Source organism: Paenibacillus sp. NPDC057886 (assembly GCF_042796655.1).
In the GTDB taxonomy this organism is placed as follows: domain Bacteria; phylum Bacillota; class Bacilli; order Paenibacillales; family Paenibacillaceae; genus Paenibacillus.
On record NZ_JBHVMZ010000006.1, the window covers coordinates 578,677 to 598,034 of the forward strand.

At 41.0% G+C, this 19,358-nt stretch carries 18 protein-coding genes and 2 pseudogenes; 14 read left to right on the forward strand and 6 right to left on the reverse strand.

Features of this window, described 5'->3' with window-relative positions:
- Positions 1 to 509: 509 nt before the first annotated feature.
- The 3 genes from ACFVQB_RS22835 to yaaA all read left to right on the forward strand — a co-directional run bounded on the left by ACFVQB_RS22835 (position 510) and on the right by yaaA (position 3,426).
- Positions 510 to 1,136, forward strand: coding sequence for a cell wall hydrolase (locus ACFVQB_RS22835; protein ID WP_379444486.1), 627 nt, complete (start codon positions 510 to 512; stop codon positions 1,134 to 1,136).
- A 440-nt stretch (positions 1,137 to 1,576) separates the two neighbouring features.
- Positions 1,577 to 2,455: a prohibitin family protein gene (locus ACFVQB_RS22840; RefSeq protein WP_379444339.1), complete on the forward strand. Its 879-nt coding sequence runs from the start codon at positions 1,577 to 1,579 to the stop codon at positions 2,453 to 2,455.
- A 218-nt stretch (positions 2,456 to 2,673) separates the two neighbouring features.
- The gene (gene yaaA / locus ACFVQB_RS22845) at positions 2,674 to 3,426 is read left to right on the forward strand and encodes a peroxide stress protein YaaA (protein WP_379444342.1); all 753 of its coding nucleotides are present in this window, start codon (positions 2,674 to 2,676) and stop codon (positions 3,424 to 3,426) included.
- Between the two features lie 203 nt (positions 3,427 to 3,629).
- On the opposite strand, the gene ACFVQB_RS22850 is transcribed toward yaaA, so the two are convergent.
- Positions 3,630 to 4,196: a DUF4879 domain-containing protein gene (locus tag ACFVQB_RS22850; RefSeq protein WP_379444346.1), complete on the reverse strand. Its 567-nt coding sequence runs from the start codon at positions 4,194 to 4,196 to the stop codon at positions 3,630 to 3,632.
- Between the two features lie 651 nt (positions 4,197 to 4,847).
- Here ACFVQB_RS22850 and ACFVQB_RS22855 point away from each other — a divergent pair.
- From ACFVQB_RS22855 to ACFVQB_RS22865, 3 genes are all read left to right on the forward strand, one after another.
- The gene (locus ACFVQB_RS22855) at positions 4,848 to 6,056 is read left to right on the forward strand and encodes a WXG100 family type VII secretion target (RefSeq protein WP_379444350.1); all 1,209 of its coding nucleotides are present in this window, start codon (positions 4,848 to 4,850) and stop codon (positions 6,054 to 6,056) included.
- A gap of 4 nt (positions 6,057 to 6,060) precedes the next feature.
- The gene (locus ACFVQB_RS22860) at positions 6,061 to 6,390 is read left to right on the forward strand and encodes a hypothetical protein (RefSeq protein WP_379444353.1); all 330 of its coding nucleotides are present in this window, start codon (positions 6,061 to 6,063) and stop codon (positions 6,388 to 6,390) included.
- A 271-nt stretch (positions 6,391 to 6,661) separates the two neighbouring features.
- Positions 6,662 to 7,231 carry a hypothetical protein gene (locus ACFVQB_RS22865; protein WP_379444356.1) on the forward strand — a complete coding sequence of 190 codons (570 nt, stop codon included), beginning with the start codon at positions 6,662 to 6,664 and terminating at the stop codon, positions 7,229 to 7,231.
- Between the two features lie 243 nt (positions 7,232 to 7,474).
- On the opposite strand, the pseudogene ACFVQB_RS22870 reads toward ACFVQB_RS22865, so the two are convergent.
- Positions 7,475 to 7,948 (reverse strand): annotated as a pseudogene (locus tag ACFVQB_RS22870) (GNAT family N-acetyltransferase).
- 681 nt (positions 7,949 to 8,629) lie between these two features.
- Here ACFVQB_RS22870 and ACFVQB_RS22875 point away from each other — a divergent pair.
- A complete protein-coding gene (locus ACFVQB_RS22875; protein ID WP_379444360.1) occupies positions 8,630 to 8,878 on the forward strand; it encodes a hypothetical protein in 249 nt (82 codons plus the stop codon).
- A gap of 46 nt (positions 8,879 to 8,924) precedes the next feature.
- Here ACFVQB_RS22875 and ACFVQB_RS22880 read toward each other — a convergent pair whose 3' ends face one another.
- Positions 8,925 to 10,643, reverse strand: a complete 1,719-nt coding sequence (locus ACFVQB_RS22880) for an AAA family ATPase (protein ID WP_379444364.1) — start codon at positions 10,641 to 10,643, stop codon at positions 8,925 to 8,927.
- Positions 10,644 to 11,798: 1,155 nt separating this feature from the next.
- Here ACFVQB_RS22880 and ACFVQB_RS22885 point away from each other — a divergent pair.
- The 6 genes from ACFVQB_RS22885 (at position 11,799) to ACFVQB_RS22910 (ending at position 14,932) form a co-directional block, all read left to right on the forward strand.
- Positions 11,799 to 12,203, forward strand: a complete 405-nt coding sequence (locus ACFVQB_RS22885) for a hypothetical protein (RefSeq protein WP_379444368.1) — start codon at positions 11,799 to 11,801, stop codon at positions 12,201 to 12,203.
- A 239-nt stretch (positions 12,204 to 12,442) separates the two neighbouring features.
- Positions 12,443 to 12,904: a hypothetical protein gene (locus ACFVQB_RS22890; protein WP_379444371.1), complete on the forward strand. Its 462-nt coding sequence runs from the start codon at positions 12,443 to 12,445 to the stop codon at positions 12,902 to 12,904.
- A gap of 328 nt (positions 12,905 to 13,232) precedes the next feature.
- Positions 13,233 to 13,475, forward strand: a complete 243-nt coding sequence (locus ACFVQB_RS22895) for a hypothetical protein (RefSeq protein WP_379444375.1) — start codon at positions 13,233 to 13,235, stop codon at positions 13,473 to 13,475.
- A 70-nt stretch (positions 13,476 to 13,545) separates the two neighbouring features.
- On the forward strand, positions 13,546 to 13,800 hold the full coding sequence (locus tag ACFVQB_RS22900; protein WP_483874957.1) for a Mom family adenine methylcarbamoylation protein: 255 nt from the start codon (positions 13,546 to 13,548) through the stop codon (positions 13,798 to 13,800).
- Positions 13,769 to 14,068 carry a Mom family adenine methylcarbamoylation protein gene (locus ACFVQB_RS22905; RefSeq protein WP_379444382.1) on the forward strand — a complete coding sequence of 100 codons (300 nt, stop codon included), beginning with the start codon at positions 13,769 to 13,771 and terminating at the stop codon, positions 14,066 to 14,068. Before ACFVQB_RS22900 ends, ACFVQB_RS22905 begins: the two co-directional genes overlap by 32 nt.
- Before the next feature lie 300 nt (positions 14,069 to 14,368).
- The gene (locus ACFVQB_RS22910) at positions 14,369 to 14,932 is read left to right on the forward strand and encodes a GNAT family N-acetyltransferase (RefSeq protein ID WP_379444386.1); all 564 of its coding nucleotides are present in this window, start codon (positions 14,369 to 14,371) and stop codon (positions 14,930 to 14,932) included.
- Between the two features lie 96 nt (positions 14,933 to 15,028).
- Here the strand turns inward: ACFVQB_RS22910 and ACFVQB_RS22915 are convergent.
- Positions 15,029 to 15,166, reverse strand: a pseudogene (locus ACFVQB_RS22915) (IS3 family transposase); the annotation flags it as partial.
- A gap of 95 nt (positions 15,167 to 15,261) precedes the next feature.
- Between ACFVQB_RS22915 and ACFVQB_RS22920 the strand changes: the two are divergent.
- Complete coding sequence (locus tag ACFVQB_RS22920; protein WP_379444390.1) at positions 15,262 to 15,543, forward strand: DUF6809 family protein; 282 nt, start codon at positions 15,262 to 15,264, stop codon at positions 15,541 to 15,543.
- Between the two features lie 138 nt (positions 15,544 to 15,681).
- Here ACFVQB_RS22920 and ACFVQB_RS22925 read toward each other — a convergent pair whose 3' ends face one another.
- Together ACFVQB_RS22925 and ACFVQB_RS22930 are read right to left on the reverse strand one after the other, a co-directional pair.
- A complete protein-coding gene (locus ACFVQB_RS22925; protein WP_379444394.1) occupies positions 15,682 to 17,043 on the reverse strand; it encodes a right-handed parallel beta-helix repeat-containing protein in 1,362 nt (453 codons plus the stop codon).
- Positions 17,044 to 17,600: 557 nt separating this feature from the next.
- On the reverse strand, positions 17,601 to 19,196 hold the full coding sequence (locus ACFVQB_RS22930; RefSeq protein ID WP_379444398.1) for a catalase: 1,596 nt from the start codon (positions 19,194 to 19,196) through the stop codon (positions 17,601 to 17,603).
- Between the last annotated feature and the right edge of the window lie 162 nt (positions 19,197 to 19,358).

Consider the following 19,358-nt stretch of genomic DNA (forward strand, 5'->3'; position numbering starts at 1 on the left):
TTCTATATCCTATAATGACACTCGGGATGTAGGGCCGTGAGGATTCAGGGGAAAGAAGTGGATCTGGATTCAAAAAAGTGGAGGTTAATGGAATGATGAAGAACAAATTTGAAATGGATCAGACGTGTGAAATGAATGAAAAGAATACAATGAATGAAAAGCATATGATGAGTGAGCAGCATAGCGTGTGTGAAGTGGTACGTGTGATTGAGAATGTCGGGATGAATGTGATGTACAGCTATAGTGGCAACGATAGGATGAGTGAGATAAACGGGAGGTATGATGTGATCGATCTTACTCCTGTAGAAGTGATGAAAGATATGAAGCAGATGAAGGTGACAAGCTATATTTACAGCTCAGATGAAGAACTTAGATTCGATAGCAGGGATGAGAGGCTTGATCAGCATGAATTGCACACAAGCACTGACCACATGGAGCCTATTACCGTCAGCCGGAAAGTCACCCATCGCAGGGGGAGAAAGGCTGGCAAAAGAGCAGGTCTGGTCAGTATGTTTCTCGGTGCCTGCGCGATGACTCTGGGATTGACCGTGGCAGCTCCTTTTGCGGGAGCCCAGAAGCTGGAGCAGGGCGTTCGCAGTGAACATGTACTGCAATTGCAGGAGCAATTAAGTGATCTGGGGTATTTTAAAGCTGGATTGACCGGATATTACGGTTCTATCACCAAAGGCGCCGTCCGTAAGTTCCAACAGGCTCAGGGGCTGAGTGCAGATGGGATTGCAGGTCCGGCAACACTGAATAGACTGAACAAGAAGGCCAAAGCCGAGGGCGAGACGCTGCGCCAGTTGGCAAAGCTGATCCATGGTGAAGCGCGCGGAGAATCCTTTGAAGGACAGGTTGCTGTAGGCGCGGTTGTCTTGAACCGGGTGCATTCAAATGCATTCCCGTCATCAATTCCGAAAGTAATTTTCCAAAAAGGGCAGTTCACGGCCATAGACGATGGACAGTTTAATACCAAGCCTACGGCGACCTCTTATAAGGCAGCACGTAAAGCTTTGAATGGTGCTGATCCCACGCATGGAGCGCTGTATTATTATAATCCGAAGATAGCGACGTCATTGTGGAGTAAGAGTAGACCAACGTTGCTGACGATTGGGCAGCATGATTTTACGAGATGAGTTTAAGTAGAGATATATCGTGTAATATTTGAAATGGTAATGATGAACCTCGGCTGTACGCTGCTGAATGCAGACGTGCTAACGGGGTTTCTTTTATATTTTGGTTGTGCAGGCGAGGAGAGTGGGGAAATCTTCCGTATTTTTATGTCCCTCTTTTCAATTGACAGCGGTAGAAGAATATTGGAATGGTCTCTGGATATCATTGAAACCGAAAACGAATTTACAAAGTATATATAAAGGAGGATATAATTAGTTGCAATTTATAAATTTGTGCTTGGTTACATCCATAGAGGGGAGGACGAATATGCCATTTATTGGGGGAATCATTTTAATCTTTATCCTAGCATTTATTCTATGGTCATTAATGTTCCCGCTATTCAATAAAATAGGTAGTAGAATTTTGAAAAAATACAATAAATTCAAACAAGAGGAGAATGTAGATGAAAAATTCAAAGACGTTTAGAGTAGGGGCGATCACGGTTGCATTGGTTATTATAGTGGGAGTATTACTGGTGACTTTCTTTCTAACACGAATTCCTAACGGATATGTTGGGGTCGTATATTCACCCAATGGAGGGGTAAAAGATAGTACACTGAGTCAAGGGTGGAAACTGGTTGGAGCGTTTGATAAAGTAACGAAATATCCGATCCGAATTCAAACGGTAGAATACAGAGACATTCAGATTGCAACTTCTGACGGGAAAAACATCACCATCGATTTTGCTTACAACTACCAGGTAGAACCAAGTAAAGTATCTTCTATATTCAATACATTTGGGCCAATTAGCATTCAAGAAATTGAGGATACATATCTCAAAACACGTTTCCGTGACGCAGCTCGTAAAGGTATTTCCAAGTTTACAGTCATTGATGTGTATGGTGAAAAGTCATCCGAAGCAGGAGTGGACGTGCAACAACGTTTCTCTGATGACGTGAAAGAGTTAGGCTTTATTGTATCCAACGTTACCGTAGGTGTTCCTCAACCTGATGCCAAGACTCAGGAAGCAATCGATAAGCGTGTCGAAGCTTCTCAAGAACTGGAACGTAAAACGACTGAACTTGAGATCGCGAAGAAAGAAGCAGAGCGCAAGCGCGTGGAAGCACAAGGTAATGCAGACAAACTATTGATCGAAGCAGAAGGTCAAGCTAAAGCCAATAAAGAGCTTCAACAATCCTTATCGAGTCAACTCGTTGAATATGAAACCATCAAGAAATGGGATGGAGCCCTTCCATATGTAAGTGGGTCCAACACGCCAATGATTCAATTGCCGGGTACTAAAGTAGAGCAAAATAGCGCTGCGGGAAGCGTATCTCCCTAATAGCGGTTGAAAATGCAATGCCTTGCTTTCTCACCCAATTGAATTTATTGAATTGTAATGAACAAGCCGGTCCAATCGTTGGGCTGACTTGTTCATTTTTGAGTCTTTTCAAAGATACCGCGAGGAGAAACAGTGAGCTTCACCATTGGATTCACTTAGCCAATCCTGTACAATGGATAACGACAATAACAACGGTAGATTAAGGATGGATCAGCACGATGAGAATTATCATATCACCCGCTAAAAAGATGAAGATCGATACCGATCTTATGGCTATTGCGCAGATGCCGCAATTTATAAATGAGTCAGAACAGCTATTGAGTTTGCTTCAAAAGTTATCCTATGACGAGCTCAAAGCGATGTGGAAGTGTAACGATGCAATCGCCGAACAGAACGTGGAGCGGATTCGAAATATGAATATAAAAGCAAATCTTACGCCAGCCATCTATGCCTATGAGGGGATTCAGTATCAATATATGGCTCCGGGTGTTTTTCAAAATGAGGAACTGGCGTATCTTCAGCAGCATTTACGCATATTATCCGGCTTTTATGGCATGTTGCGGCCTTTAGATGGGGTTACACCTTATCGGTTGGAGATGCAGGGCAAGCTGCAAGGTCCGGGTTTCAAGTCACTCTATCATTTCTGGGGCAGCAAGCTGGCAGATCAGCTTCAATCGGAAAGCAACTGCATTCTGAATCTGGCTTCCAAAGAGTATAGCAAAAATATTTTGCCGTTTCTGAAGGAGGAAACCCGGATGATCACTTGTGTTTTTGGACAAATGGTTGATGGGAAGCTTATTGAAAAGGCAACCCGGGCCAAAATGGCCAGAGGTGAGATGGTGCGATATATGGCAGAGCGGAAGATTACAGATGTGGAGGACGTAAGAAACTTTGATCGGTTAAACTTTGCCTTTTCAGAAGAACGATCCGACGAGAGTACGTATGTATTCATACAAGCAGAGGGAAAGTAGCCTGCTGTACAACGGTGGGTTCCTATACAAAGTCGGCCCTTTAATGTCACAAAGAGAAAAGACGCAGGGGATGTATATCCCTGCGTCTGATCAAGAATCAAATCCGTATCCAAAGCTGATGAGCTTTTGGGCTTACCTCCCGTATTCCTCATGATAGAACCAGGATAGCCAATTCCCCCAATATTCAGATTACATCTTTCCTGTTAACGAACATTAATCCAAGCGGTCCACTGTGTTGGAATGTTAATGGAATAGACCGTACCTACAAATTGTCCGCCTGTTGTATTAGGGGATTCATAAACCCAAGAATGGGCAAAAGCATCTATGACACGATCACCGTCCAGATCAATAGCTTCAGACCAGTTATTAGTCATTGTATTGCCGGCGAGTTTGCCGTAGTGACTGCTGTCATAACCGATCTGGAACGTAATACACTGAATCCAAGCCCCACCATGATCATTGGTCGTGGAGAGCGGGTTATTATTGAAGCCGTAAATTTCTTGACCGCCATTAGGAGATACAACACCGTATACATTAATGTGAGATACCTTCGGTGCAGGCGCAAACAGAACTGGACCACCCGCATTATCAGCCTTTTGCGATTCAAATTCAGCCTTAGCCGCTTTCACAGCTTCACGGAATTCTTTGGAATTAATAATTTCTTCCTTTGTCAACGGTTTGGCTTGAGTCACGTCACCATCTGCATAGGCAGCTACATTAAACGAAAGCACTAGAACAAGAATAAGAGCTAAACTAAACATTTTTCTCATAGCAATAAATTCCACCTTTCTTGTTATGGGTATTCTTTTACAAAACATGCCATTACGACAAATAGACCTACTTGCAGATATAAAGCCCCTTGCCCTCCTCTCTTATAAAAATGGTTCTTCCCTCTTTTTCTTTACTGAAAACAGAAATAAAGAGATAGAACTCTACAGGCTAGAAAACTCTATGAAGTAGGAATGTATATGTAAAATGAATGCCTGCCAATGGTTAAGTGTTGCAGACAAAATGTAAAACTTATTTAAAAGTATTGATAACTTAGCTGTGGTAGGCCCTGATACTCATGGTGAAAATATAAGATTTCAAAATGATTATTTAAATTGAAATATATTCCATTTATATAAACATATAGTACATCTTGCTGTCACTTTGAGTCAAGTATTTTCATTAATACGATGAATTATTAAAGTTTTCCACTTGTCGCGAGTAAAATGTCACGTTATCCTGTAGTCGTTAAATAAAAGGAAGCCACTACAACATGTATACACCTGCATAGAAATCGTATGGGACTGAAGGACGGAAATAAATCATTTTTAGCGTGAATTCATGCAGTGAAATCAGGAGATTAGCCGGATGTCATTGGCATTAAACTTCTGCTAACATAGTCTTATCATATTTCAGATGAGCGGTGAAAATGGATGAGTACCATTAAAGTTACCCCTGAACAGTTACATAACGTATCGAATCAAGTAGATCAGGCGAGACAGCAATTGGAGCATATACGGGAGGATCTCTCAAGACAGATCATGTTCCTTCAGCAGATGTGGCTGGGTGTGACGCAGGAGCGATTCTATTATGAGTTTGAGCAGTCGCGCCCTATATTGGGTAAAGCACTGGAGAGTATGGTGGGCATCTCCAAGGAACTCAAGGATATCGCCATGCGGTTTGAGAATGCTGATGCTCAGAAGGTGAGTTTGGGTAATGCCGTTGGTACTGTTGGCGCTGTAGCGATGATGGAGACCTCGAGATATTATGCCGGTTCGGATGATAAGGGCTATGGGATGGCACAAGTCAATGTTTTTGGGAAGTGGATGTCGATGCCTGTCAACGAGAATGGAGTTACGGATCAGTCTGCGCTCCAAGCTTATGAGAGAGATCAAGGGCATTTGGATATTAATCGAATGCAGGCTGTAACTGCTGAACCGTCAGGGGAAGATATTTTTGCGATGCAGATCAAAGCCTTTGAAATGGGAATTGATCCGTTCACAGGCGAGCCTGTATCCGATAAATATGCTCAGATGATGTTGACTTCTCTAAAGTTCAGCCAGCTATTTATGGCATTTCAGATGGTTCGCGGGAGTATGCCGGGTGGCAAAGGGCCTTTTCGGTTGCCTTCAACTCATCCAGCTGTGGCGAAGATTAAAAAGAATTTGGAAGCGGCTGAAGCAAGGAAAGGTAGTAAGATTAAGGGGACGGGTGATGTTTCAGGGGTTAAGAGTGCAAAAGAGGTTGAGATTATTAATAAAAGGGGAGAATCTCTTGGTGAATTTGATGAAATTGACTTGAAAAAAGGAGTCTTCTATGAAGATAAGTCTGCTCAAGGTCTTCATAAAGTTAATCCTAAAACAGGACTGCCTGCACAAACACCACAAGAATTCGCGGATAAACAAATACTTACGAAAACGCGAAATCGGATTTTTGCTCTAGAGAACGCCACATCGACAAGAACAACTGTGCATGGGTCGCAGGAAATACCAACACTTCAAGAAATAAAAGGCATTAAAGAGTTTGTTTTTAGACTAGACGGTGATACACCTAATTTGAGGCAAGCTGTTAACAAAAGCATTAATAAACTAAAAGAAGAGTTCCCTGACTACAAATTTAGTGCTACTTTTGGAGGTGAATAAGTGCATGTCAATCAGTGCTGTAATATATGAACCGCAAAATGATTTTGAACAGAGTTTCTTTATTCCCATTGCTACAGAATCGTTTTTTAAAGAATGTTGGCAACCTGCGATTGAAGCACTAGGCTTACAATGGACAGACCTCTTTTCATCAGGTGTTGATGTAGAGGAGGAAGATGTACCGTCAATTATTGAGGAACTAATTCAAATCAAAGATTGGGCGGTAAAAAACTTAACTGAGGAAAAAAGGGATAAAATGTTCGAAAGAATAACAATTCTTCAAAATAAATTGCCACTAGCATTTCAGCGCAAAGATGCTGTTATTTTTATAGGATAGATAGGTTATTCGTCATGTTACAGTTTGAGGGGACTACCCAGTGCAGAATGAATCCATCATTCAATCAATAACATAAGATCTGTATAAAGACTTCATCAATTGAGTTGTACGGAGGAAAAGGCTTTGGGTTCATCCCTAATTAATGTTACTCTGTTACATCGAACAGGTGGATTATGGTTAGATACCACTATGATTGATCTGTTTTTTTTTACCTTGGTTCTTCTGCGTATTTTAAGAAATGACTTGGACACAACTGATTGGAGATATCATCATGATTAGATATAGGTATACAATCGAATATAAAGAAGATTTCAACGAAGTTATCGTGGACTTAGGCATCGATTCATCGTTAAAGAATGGTTATCTGATTAGTAATTCTTTGGGATCGGATATATTTGGAGACTTGGCAACGATCCAGGAAGAGATCGGAAATTTAATCGAATTACTGAAAGGGAAAATAACGTTATACGAGGGAGGAGGGAATGTAAACTTAATAAAATCTGACAAGTCTTTCACAACTTTTGAAGATATCTTTGCAGAAGAAGATGAAGAGGACAGTACATGTGAAATTGAGACGTTAGAATATGTAAAGATCCTATTGTTATGGGCAAAAGAGAACTTTCAATATAAAAGCCAGCGAGGCGTTATCTTGAAAGAAGAAGCGGAATTAGCATTAGAGTGGGTAGACGAAAAATATATTGAGGTTTTCGTTTTTGGTCAAAAGATCGAGCGTATCAACAATAGATATGTAATATTTTGCCTAGAAAGGTGTAATTTTTCATTTCTCAAAAGTTACTACAGTATAGTGAATTCGGAAAAACGTGTGCGATTCAACGATTAATAATATATCAAGAAAGTAATTAATAGATCCATTACATATACCTAAATTGTTTCACTAAATGCGCGTAAGAACCAATTCATCTGCAATACTCAATGAATTTCCCAAAGGAATAACATCAAGAGCGCGAAATTCAAAATATAAGGAATCTTAAAAGACAAAAAAGCCTAAGCCCTCAGTATCTTGAACGAGGAATTTGGCTTATGATCTTCAGCTTTAACAGCTGCATCCGATTGGTGATAAAAATTATCCATTCATTTCAAATTCTTTATCACTAGTTTCTGTATACTCGAATCCGTTTTGCTCTAAAACTTTTTGAGATGCTATATTGTTAGTGGTTGTTTTTGCCTTAACTTCTTTTATATCTAAATCAACTATTGTATTGAGTAATAATTTTAATGCTTTTTTAGCAATACCTTTTCCAGTGTGGATTTGTCCCACTCTGTAGCCAAGAAATCCTATTTTATAGGAATCATCAATATCAACTAAATTTATTCTTCCAAGAATAGAGTTATTTTCGTCTTTTATTAAATAAAAAAAGGAGAGTCCTTTGACTTGTTAATGAAGGAGAGATTCATTTCTTACTTTAAAAACCTCAGGTATGTAATAATCATCTCCTCGAGACGGTACCATTTCCTCGAAAAAAATTCTGTTTTCAATTTCGAATTCATACAAGTCTTCAATATCTGTATCTTTTAACTTCTCAATTATTATATTCATGAACCCTTTCCTCCAATCAACTTAAATGCTAAATACTACGAATCTGCTTCTATAAACTATAATTTGTACTATGATAGTTTGTTCTAGTTCCGTATTTTGCTTATGTTGAATGAATATTGAATTTATTGCAATTAAGTTTTTATACAGCAAGTATAATATCCTATTTCGTTATTCAACATTATGGGCGATTAATGGATATTCAAATCCCTAGTAAATTTGAGCAATCTTTGGATGAACATTATGGAAACCTAGGCTCGAAGATGTAGGTGTATATTAAAGGTCAACTGGAACAAAACATGAGCAATTATATAAACAACGATTCTGCGGTCTTACAACTACCCGATGACGATGTACTTACTTCCCAATTGACTGCAAGAAAATGGTCAATGACCAGCAAGGGCAAGATACTTCTTGAAAGTAAGAAAGACATGAAGAAGCGTGGATTAAAGTCACCTGACCGAGCTGACGCATATGTTCTCACATTCGGTGAATATTTGATGGGAACCCCTCAGTCTATTATAGTTCCAACAATAGGCGGTGTATCAATAAAAAGATAACAAGAAACTTTGAAATCATATTAAGAGGGAGGGTGATTGTAAAGTAACTTGTATCTTCAATAAAAATAGATCTGCTGCGGGCAAGACGGCAAACGCTACGATTCTTATAGAGAAACAGCGTTGGGTGTACAAAAGATATGACTTCTATACACACCAATTGGAAAGGGCACAACGACTAATCAAAGACGAAGAAGCCCGTATAGCCGTTGATTACAGGTACATTCAAGGTTATTCACGCAAGGAAACGATACTCTTCTTCAGGCGTTCACTCAGTGACAGTACTATCAAACGCAAAATCGATGAGGGACTGGAGAGTGTGGCAAATATTTTGAAGCTTATCGGCTTTTTTGAGCAAGATGATGCTGAATTCTAAAAGAGAAGCTGACGATTAATTCGTCAGCTTCTCTTTTTTTGCATTATTATCCTTTAATGAAATCTTGCAGTTCGTTTTTAAAGAATTCCAGTTTTTTTGGAGTATTATTTAACACTTTTTTAGTCAGTTCCACTCCATGATCTACTTTATTATAGTGTAAAGAGTAATTTTTAAATAATCGTTCTAACACTTCACTTCCAACGACATCTTTTAACACATCTATAGAACCTCTAGGAAATAATTTAATGTCATCGGCTGCTAATAATAATTGTTCAATATCGCCCTTTATTCGATTTGGGTCTGTAACAACTATTGATGTATATTGGTTAATGATTTCAGAAAGCTCTTGAAAACAGTCCAAAAAGTAGTTCTCGTACTCTCGTCGTCCCAAGATAATTATACTATCTCCATAGCTTTCTCTTAATGTGAGAAGTTTTTCGTCGGTTTTGTTATCTGCATCAATAATTATTTTATAAGGTATTGGGCTCTCAGATATGCCACTTAGAATTAAGTCAAGTTTGCCTTTATGCTCTCGCATAGAAGAATTCTTAGTGAAATAATTACCAGTTCCCTTCATGTTTAATATTCTGTAATTATAACCGATCTGTTTTAAGCCGAAATGAGAGAGGATCATCGGAAGTACAAGTTCTTCAGTTTGTCCTTCTACAAATATTACTTTATCAGACAAAGCATAGTCGCTGTTACTTACACCTATATCCTGTAGTACTTCTTGTATTTGTTCTAATTGTGTGAAAGTACTTTTACCTTTCATCTTATTAACATGAATTAAATATTTTTCTGAGGGATAATTAATTAAGATAGGTGAGTGCGTAGTGAATATAAATTGGTGCTCACTGCCCTCACTTACTAAATCATATATGGCCTTCTCTGCAGAAGGATGTAAGAATACTTGTGGCTCATCAAATAGAACAACACTATTTTTTTTTGTATAGAGAACACACAATAATAATAGAACGTGAGTATAACCACTTCCGCAATCTGATAGGGGAATCGGTGTATCAAAGCCTTCAAAGGATACACTAATAAAAGTTTGCCTCGCACCGTTAATAGGAGTTCTAATAGAGGTAACATCAGGGAAGATTTGAATAAATGTTTCCACAATTTTATCAAAAATTTCTTCCTCATTGTTATGCAGAGTATAGAGCAAACCATGGAGATTAGAGCCATTAATATTCAAAGAACGGTTTAAAGTGGAATCTTCGGTCGGAAGAACGTGTCTGGAGCCAGCTATATATACTATTTTTTCCTTGAGAAAAGTCATTAAATTTTTTAAGAAGGTAGGTGTGTCTGAAAAGGAGACAACACCTGAATTATTTATATACATTAATTTATAACTTGGAGTCTTATTATTATAATAATTTTGATTAACGTAAAAAGGTTTATATGAACTCTCATGATAGACTTCTACCGCACCAATAGTAGTAGCAAGGGTATTCTCACTATATTTAATAGAGATACTAAATTTGGGATAATTGTCCACTATATATTCGCTTTCAACCTTCTTATTTAATTCATAAATTTCTTCGAATGATAGGCTTACTTCTAAAATGATTTCTGTTGAATTGAAAGTGTCTGCTATAACACTTTCCAGATTGCCTCCTAGGACTTTATATATAGCTTCAATGAATGCCGATTTACCTGTATTATTTCTCCCTGCCAAGGCATTGATTTTATTATGTAAATCAATTTCTTCTGAATCTTCAATACTTTTGTAATTTCTAATACGTACACTAAGTATTTTCATTATGTATACCTCGTTTCTTTATTTCGATTTAATAGAACAATATCATTATAGTCTATCTTAGCTTGTAATTTGAGAGGGGATTATTGACCCGAAGGTAAACCTAGTCTGCCCTAATTTTAAAACCATGTTGAACTCCACGTGAATATTTTTACATGATACATTAGGAGCATAGAAAAAGGCGAGAATGAAACGCACAACTGCAATAGCGGTATATATGACTGGGGCGTTCCTCTTATCGCTTTCTGTTAACTTACGAAGGTAATTCAATTTAGGTACCGAATTAGTTGTAGGGGAGGTGTCGATCATTGGATTTCTGGCAACTATTAATTGCATGGATTGGTATCATCTGCTGGGTAATCGCGTATAAAGATCGGGTAAGCAGTTGGATACTGTATCCTGTGTCGCTTGTTTGCTTATTTGGTACATTCATATTTTGGATTCTTAATCAATAAAGTGAGAAAATAGACAAGATCAGGAGCTAACGAAAAGTTATTCTACTATAATGAAGCATAGTGTTTTTGACTCAATAATGTAATCTCAGTAAAATGGTCTTGTTCTTCCTGTCTTGTAACTTAGAACGTATGCATTTAAAGCAAAGAGCGTAGCGTTTTTGCTGCGGACGGTACGGACGCCAATCTTTTAATTACACAGGAGGTGATATTCTGGACATAATAGGAGAAACGGGGAAAAACACTTTTAACGCCATGGCCTATGCAATTTTTGAGACGTTTGGTCTATATTTAGTTTTACCAGCAGTAGCAATAGCAATTATCTTAAGGTTTGTTTTAAGATTGAGAGGATCAAATCTCAAAATCACATTTAGCATTTTATTTCTCGTATGCGTATATTTCTTTATATACAAAGGAATTCCTCAATTCGAAATTGCATATCAAAGCAGGTTAAATCAATAAAGTACATATTACAGCCAAAGTCGTTCCTTCACTGGATCGGCTTTTTTTATTTGAAGGTATCGAAGTGATCAGCAGCAGAAGACGGAAGAAGATACGTATTCGCCCCAACAAGCAGCCTGAGAAGTGCAACGGATGTGTATGGGGTAGATTGGATGGGGTTAAGCAGTTTTGTAGTTGGCCTATATGTCCCAAAGAGGAAAAACCTTCCTGATGTCGAATTATGATGTCGAAGGAGGTGAATACCTTGGATAATACAATTAAATATGCGTTGGCTCTAAATGTATTAGGAGATAAAATCAATGCTGTTTCAACTGAACTTAAAGAAGCTGAGAAGCTTGCGTCAGAATTAAAATACAATGAGCTTCTGAAACATAAGAGCGTTCTTGAGAGTGCGATTAGTCGATATGCTTCAATTAGAAACGAGCTGGCTGTTCTGGACCGTCCAGCAGTAATTGAACGGGAGCACCATCAGCTTGTTGATGCTTTCGATGAATTAATTCATGGTACTAAGTTAATGGATCAGGGTTTGAATTTAAAAGATATGAAAGTTACACCTGAGAAGATTCTCAATGGGTTTCAACTTCAGTTGAAGAGTCAAAAAGATACAATGGATGTAACAAACCGTATAGTGGAGAAGCTTAGTAAATAGTAGCGCCTGCAAAGGCGTTTTTCTTTTGCTCTCATATGACAGAATGTGAGCCGATCTGAGCCTCTTAACATAAGAACGTACGTTTGCAGGGATCAGTCGATTGAAGAGCAGAGAACAGCGTCTGAGTGAGCCTACGCATGCATATAATGGTCACCCAAACGTTGAAACCAACTCAACACAAATGAATAAAAGGATTTCTCTTAATTACGTCGAAAATCGACATTAAAGGGGGAATCTTGATGGGGTTTGATTGGGGAAGCTTTACAGGTGGTATAGTGGGGACGTTAGGAGCTATAGGGGCTGTTAAGTATTCCATGCATCTACAAGAAAAGAAAGAGAAACCAAATAAAATTAAGCAACAAGTACAAATTATTGATATCCTAATAGGCATCTTTGAGCGTCATTGGGTTGAAGTTAATAAGGAACCTTTAGATACTTATGAGAATGCTTTCGAAAAGACAATTACTATTGTGAATACTCTAAGACAGTATTTAACGGTTGCTTTAGATAGTGACAGAGAACTTGTTTCTTTCTTATTGGGTGCTATTGATGAATTTAATAAAACCGGTAATGATTTTTCGCAACGCGAGAGATCCCGGGATGAGTTGTGGAGATTTCAAACAGCGATTCTAACTGTTATTGGCTTTAAACAATCTGATTTAAGAAAAATGAAAGAAAAACTATTTTCAGAGTATAAGTAATCTTAATTTTAGACTCCAAAGAGCGTCTTTTTTTATTGGAGGTAGAGAACATGAACATCAGAGTCGTACCGATCGATCAGATTAATTCAGCAGCCTACAACCCCGTGTTGATCTTCAGCCTGGGGATGTTGAATATGATAAGCTTCACCGCAGCATAGAGGAATGAGGAATTCGGTTATGTTGAACCAATTGTCTGGAACGAACGTACCGGAAACATGGTCGGTAGCCATCAACGGTATAAGATCATGGTCAATGAACTTGGCCACACTGAGTTGCAGGTATCCGTGGTGATCTGGACGATCAGCAGGAACGGCTCCTGAATATTGCTTTGAATAAGGTATCAGATGATTGGGATGAAGATGTCCTATCGCAGTTACTTGTTGAGTTGCAACAGGAAAACGTGGATATTTCCTTGTCCGGGTTCGACGATGTGGATCTGAAACAGATGCTTGGTGAGATTGAGATCCCGAATTTCGATGCGGGTACTTCCGAGGATCAAGGCGATTTGGATGTGTTGAGTTCAAAACTAGTGACTTGTCCGCACTGCAAAGAGGAATTCGAACATGATTGATTTAAAAGTGGATTGAGCGACACATGCAGCAGCGAAGTTTTCCTGTGAGAATTTCCACTACAGCCGCAGCTTGCCCGCAGGGAAGTCGGTCAAATTGGGAGCATGGGAGGATGGCCAGTTAACCGGTGTTGTTATATTCAGCCGCAGGGTGTCTCAGAATATTGGTTCTCCATGTGGCCTGACACAGCGTGAATGCTGTGAGTTGACACGGGTTGCCTTAACCAAGCATCAATCATTTGTATGCGAGATCCTTGCCAAAGCGATCCGGTTTCTTGCAGGAGCAATCCCCCAACGTGGAGTTGATCGTCAGTTATGCAGACGTTGAGCAAAAGCATCACGGCGGAATTTATCAGGCTACGAACTGGATCTATGAGGAGAAGACAGACGGGGAGCATTACTTCATCATTCGGGGCAAGAAGACACATCCAAAATCGATCCACAGCAAGTATGGTACCGGCAGTCGACGCATCGATTGGATCAGGAACATCCTGGATGCCAATGCCGAATTGTACCGGACAGAGGGGAAGCGCAAGTACCTGATTTCCTTGAACAAGAAGATGCTGCCAAAGATCATGCCTTTGCACAAACCATAACCAAAATATAAAAGGGAAGATTCCTGTTTTCTAGGACGATGGAGATTGATCCGAAGTTTTGCGAAGCGGCGAACCCATTTTAGTTAGATTGATCTTTTAGAGAGAAGGAAAAGTTATATAGATCGACTGATGAAAACTATTAACATGCATTTAAACATGTGTTATAATTTACCAAATATCCGAAAGGAATGAGAACCATGTAGTCGCATTAATTTTTGGTCCTCGAGCAAGATCTCCACCTTCTTCTTTCTATTAATAATGTAAGAAGAAATAAGGATGAAAATTGAGGAGGATCAGTATATGAGTAATTACATTTGGGCTGGGATGAAAGTTAGATTGCGCCCGGTATCACCAACAGACGGGGAAAAGTTTCATTTCAATGATCAAGATTCGGAGAATGCAAGATTATGTGACGAGTTACATTTTCCAAGGTCAGAAGAAGGTACAATCAGTTGGGCAGAGCATCAATCCAAAAACACTTCTCATGGCGACAACGTTTTTTTGGCTATAGAAACGCTTGATGGAACACTTATCGGGAGCATTTCTACAAACAGTTGTAATCTTCGATGTGGTACATTTAAATATGGAGTTTCGATATTCCGTGAGCATTGGCGCAAAGGTTATGCATCTGATGCTATTAAAACTATGCTGCAGTACTACTTTGAGGAATTAGGATATGTGAAGGTGAATGCTCATGTGTATGCATTTAATGAGGGATCTGTAGCATTGCATGAGAATCTAGGCTTCATTCAAGAGGGAAGAATAAGAAACATGATTTTTACAAAAGGACGGCACTATGACGAATATATCTATGGTCTAACTAATAAAGAATTCGATGAAATTCATACGTTAGGGAAGATATAGCAGTTCTTTGTACAGTTTCGTCATATCATGAAACGATAGCTCAGTAAAAACCGCCTATCAATGAAATGACCCCGTAAAGTTAGACAGATTATATCTTTAGGCAACTTGTTGGGCATGAATCCGGTACCATACCGGACTCATGCCTTTTAGTTTTGTCTTAATGCGTTTGTTGTAATAATCGATGTATTTGGATAGCTCTTGTTTAAAATGTGAGATATTTTCAAATTCCTTTACTTTAATTTCGACTCAATAAAAAACTAGCGGATTTTTCGCTAAATTCCCATCTCACCTCATCCCTTGAGTTACAATCTCCATGAGGTGACCTTACCATGAAAGATAAAGTATCAAACCTGATCGAAGATTTGTTTCACGGGAACTTGCGGTTGGATGAGTCGATTCTTCCTGAGCAAGAAGAGTATCAGGAGATCAATCGCCAGATATCGGACCTGATGCAGGACTACAAAACACAGCTTACGGGGAACGAATACGATGCCTTGGAACAATTGATCGACTTGATTGGACAATCCACATCCATGTATGTGGAAGCGGCATTTGAGCAAGGTTTTCGCACAGGCGGCAGATTGATCATTGAGGTTTTAGCCAAAACGTAAGTATTTATCTATCTACCTTATAAGCCAGTAGACAATACAAAGTAATTTAAAAATCCCCTCCCCCATACCAGCAATCGGCTGGTATGGGGGAGGGGATTTTGCATTTAAATTATTCTTTTATCTTATTTACTCACATACCTACCTCGCACCAATATTCGAACCCGATGGCGTACCCGATCCAATCAGATCACTACCACCCGCAAGCTTCAGGAAATTGCCTAGGACAGGTGTTCCATCCGCGCTACGCGCTACCGAAGGCACGAGGGAGACAAAGTCGGCTGCGCTGGCGAGCAGGCATTTGTCGTTAACGCTTTTTTTGTTCTTCCACCAAACGTTGGTGCTGCTGACATCGGTTCCGCTTGTTTTGTCGCTGGCGCCACCTTGGAAGGACAGGTTGTTGGTGAAGATGTGGGTGCCTACATCAAAGGCAAAGTTGCTTTGCCCGTTGTTCCAAGAGGTGTTATTTTTCATCTGGATCGAACCGGGATTGCTGTTGTAGGTGAAGCCGTGCTTTTTGTTATTAAACGCAATGTTGTTCTCCACAATATGATTGACCGCAATTTTCTCGCCGCCGAGCTTAAAGCCGTTGCCATCACTGTTGGAGGTAGAAGTACCGTCTGATGTTGCACCGTTACCGTAGGCGATGCTGTTGCGGATCGTGACCGCGCCGATGGCGCCTGTATCCGTTTTGCTATACAAATCCCAGCCATCGTCCACGTTATAAGCGGCAATGCAACCGTCAAAGACGTTTCCTGGGCCTACCGTCAATTTCGCGGCAAAACCGTCTGCATCCTCGCCATCATCCGGGTCATAGTTGTTGTGGGAGTAGGAACGAATCACTTCATTATACGCAGGCCATTCACTCTTGGCGGCTGTGGAAGCATAACGTCCCATTTGAATGCCCGTATCCCGGTTGTGATGGGCTTCGATCTGCTCCAAGCGGTTGTAGCTGCCTCCGATGAAGATGCCGTTATCGCCGGCACCCTTCACCTCAAGCCCTTTGACGAACCAGTAGTCTCCGAACATTTGCAGCCCGCGATTGGTAGAAGCGAAGGCTTGCGCTGAGAAGTCAAAGACCGGTTTTTCCGATCCATACGCCACCAGATTTTTGCGTTGTCCGGATGTGCCGCTGTTGCCACGTTCAATGGTAATGGTTTGGGAGAAGTTATAGGTACCGCCCCGTAGATAGATCGTTTTGCCTGGTGCGATCTGGGATAATGCGTTAGCCAGTGACGTTGGACTGTTGATCGTACCCGGATTGCTGGCTGAACCGTTAGGAGACACATACAAATCACCGGCAGCAAGTGTGATATTCGAAGTGGCTACCGATTCAGAAGGATTTTGCAAGCTGCTCTCAATCAGTTCCTCAGCTCCAACCGACCCACCACCAATCAGTAAAAGAGGGAACGCGGCGCTCAGACAGATCTGGGCCATTTTCGATTTCAGAGAACGTTCGGATCGTACAGATGCATGAGTGGATGTGGATGGGAATAATTTCATTACGGAAACCTCCTTGGTTAATTGGGAATAAAATGAAGAGCATGTGGTAGCCGTGTTCCAGACCGTGATCTATGAGGAAAGTCAGGCCGGCTGGTTAAATACAATCTCCAGGGCACAGGTTTATGGTAAATGTTGTAAGCGTTATCATCAATAATCATCTGATCAGATGGAGTTACATGCAGGCAGGTCAGGCCTGGAAGCTTCCAATGCCTGTAATATCACTGGGTTTATGTAATCTTTCCATTAGGTGATAGCTCTCATTTAACGAAGAATCATCTGAAATGAACGTAAAGAAACACGCTTTTCCATCCTCGGAGCACCAGTCTTACTTCTGATCCACTCCTATGAACTTCATTTAATTTAAAATAAATAGCAGCATGCATCCTGAAGTGAAGATTACACCCCAAGCTAATTATGAAAAAGCCCTGATCGCAGCTGCAACTGGCAACTTGACGATCAGGACTATGTTTATTCAGAATGCAAATTGCTTACTCAAAATACTCACACACATGTATTAACATTGTCAGACTTATCAGTCTAAACACTGTCCAGCCACCTTAATAACCATCCGTCTCACGACTGCGTTTCTCTGCTTGCTCGAGACTTGGTTCATGTTTCGGTTGGACTGTCGCACTATCATCGGTTGGTACAGAAGCCAGTCCTTCGGAGACGCGACGACCGTAATCCGCATCGGCTTGAGTGAAGTAAGAGATCATGCGCTCCCGGATATCCGGTTTGCATTGTGCCAACGCGCCGACCATGTTGCTGATCAGCTCATCCCGCTCCCAATCCTCGAATGCCCGGTACGTATCACCCGCTTGTCCAAAGTCATTGGTACGCTCAATCTTCTCACGAACAAGACGACCCTCAATGTGAGGTTCATGTTCCTTGCCGCGTGGTACTGCTTCCTTTAGTCCACCGAGCGAGGAAGGTTCGTAATTCACATGCGGGTTCTGACCCGGTGCACGATATACCTGATACTGCATCTGTCCGCCGCTTTGATTGGTCGCAACACGGTTCTTCGGCGCATTCACAGGCAGCTGCAGATAGTTCGCACCGACCCGGTGACGCTGTGTATCCGAATAGGAGAAGGTGCGTCCTTGCAGCAGTTTGTCATCCGAGAAATCGAGCCCATCCACCAATACACCTGTACCAAATGCCGCTTGCTCCACTTCAGTGAAATAATCCTCGGGATTGCGATTCAACGTCATTTTGCCTACAGGCAGAAACGGAAACTGATCCTGTGGCCACAGCTTGGTAGGGTCTAGCGGGTCAAAATCCAGCTCCGGATTCTCGCCATCCTCCATCACCTGAACGCACAGTTCCCATTCGGGATAGTCGCCTTGTTCAATGGCATGATACAGATCCAGCGTAGCATGATTGAAATTTTGCCCTTGAATCTCGCTTGCATCTTTTTGCAGCAGGTTGCGTATCCCTTGATTGAGCGGTTCCCAGTGGTATTTGATGAGTACGCCTGTGCCTTCCTGATTGACCCATTTGTATGTATTGACACCTGATCCTTGCATCTGGCGATAATTGGCCGGAATACCCCAAGGGGAGAAAAGGAACGTCACCATATGGGTAGCTTCAGGACTTAGCGAGACAAAATCGAAAAACCGCTCCATATCCTGTGCATTGGTCAACGGGTCTGGTTTGAATGCATGTACCATGTCCGGGAATTTGAGCGGGTCGCGAATGAAGAAGATTTTCAGGTTGTTACCAACGAGATCCCAGTTGCCATCTTCGGTATAGAATTTCACGGCAAAGCCGCGCGGGTCACGCAGCGTCTCGGGAGAATGCCCACCATGAATAACCGTTGAGAATCGAACGAATACGGGGGTTTCTTTTCCTTTTTCCTGAAACAGACGTGCACGTGTGTACTTCGATACCGGCTCATCTCCGGCCGTTCCATACGCTTCAAATACGCCATGAGCGCCAGCGCCGCGGGCATGAACCACCCGTTCTGGAATACGTTCACGGTCGAAGTGAGTGATCTTTTCAAGAAAATGATAGTTCTCCAGCGTGGTTGGTCCACGGCTGCCCACAGTTCGTACGTTCTGATTGTCTGTTATGGGGTGACCCTGTCGGTCTGTTAATGTGTCTGCCGCTGTGTCTGAGGAATGCTCAGGTTGTGAAGACTGATTATCATCCATGGAGCACCGCCTTTCCTTAAAGTGGATTCCTGTATATATTTTCCCTGTAAATTGGTTCTATACATTAAACCTCGCAAATAACCTAGCAAAAAAAGCTTGTCACCAGCCTCACTGCGTGAGATAATTAACTTTTGCCCAGCGGCCTTTTTTGAACGGAAAATG

What these genes read in the sequence shown, in the direction of transcription:
- ACFVQB_RS22930 (WP_379444398.1), bottom strand. Translation starts at nt 19,196, where the DNA reads ATGGATGATAATCAGTCTTCACAACCTGAGCATTCCTCAGACACAGCG.
- ACFVQB_RS22910 (WP_379444386.1), top strand. Translation starts at nt 14,369, where the DNA reads ATGAGTAATTACATTTGGGCTGGGATGAAAGTTAGATTGCGCCCGGTA.
- ACFVQB_RS22880 (WP_379444364.1), bottom strand. Translation starts at nt 10,643, where the DNA reads ATGAAAATACTTAGTGTACGTATTAGAAATTACAAAAGTATTGAAGAT.
- ACFVQB_RS22840 (WP_379444339.1), top strand. Translation starts at nt 1,577, where the DNA reads ATGAAAAATTCAAAGACGTTTAGAGTAGGGGCGATCACGGTTGCATTG.
- yaaA (WP_379444342.1), top strand. Translation starts at nt 2,674, where the DNA reads ATGAGAATTATCATATCACCCGCTAAAAAGATGAAGATCGATACCGAT.
- ACFVQB_RS22920 (WP_379444390.1), top strand. Translation starts at nt 15,262, where the DNA reads ATGAAAGATAAAGTATCAAACCTGATCGAAGATTTGTTTCACGGGAAC.
- ACFVQB_RS22850 (WP_379444346.1), bottom strand. Translation starts at nt 4,196, where the DNA reads ATGAGAAAAATGTTTAGTTTAGCTCTTATTCTTGTTCTAGTGCTTTCG.
- ACFVQB_RS22865 (WP_379444356.1), top strand. Translation starts at nt 6,662, where the DNA reads ATGATTAGATATAGGTATACAATCGAATATAAAGAAGATTTCAACGAA.
- ACFVQB_RS22925 (WP_379444394.1), bottom strand. Translation starts at nt 17,043, where the DNA reads ATGAAATTATTCCCATCCACATCCACTCATGCATCTGTACGATCCGAA.
- ACFVQB_RS22855 (WP_379444350.1), top strand. Translation starts at nt 4,848, where the DNA reads ATGAGTACCATTAAAGTTACCCCTGAACAGTTACATAACGTATCGAAT.
- ACFVQB_RS22835 (WP_379444486.1), top strand. Translation starts at nt 510, where the DNA reads ATGTTTCTCGGTGCCTGCGCGATGACTCTGGGATTGACCGTGGCAGCT.
- ACFVQB_RS22860 (WP_379444353.1), top strand. Translation starts at nt 6,061, where the DNA reads ATGTCAATCAGTGCTGTAATATATGAACCGCAAAATGATTTTGAACAG.
- ACFVQB_RS22890 (WP_379444371.1), top strand. Translation starts at nt 12,443, where the DNA reads ATGGGGTTTGATTGGGGAAGCTTTACAGGTGGTATAGTGGGGACGTTA.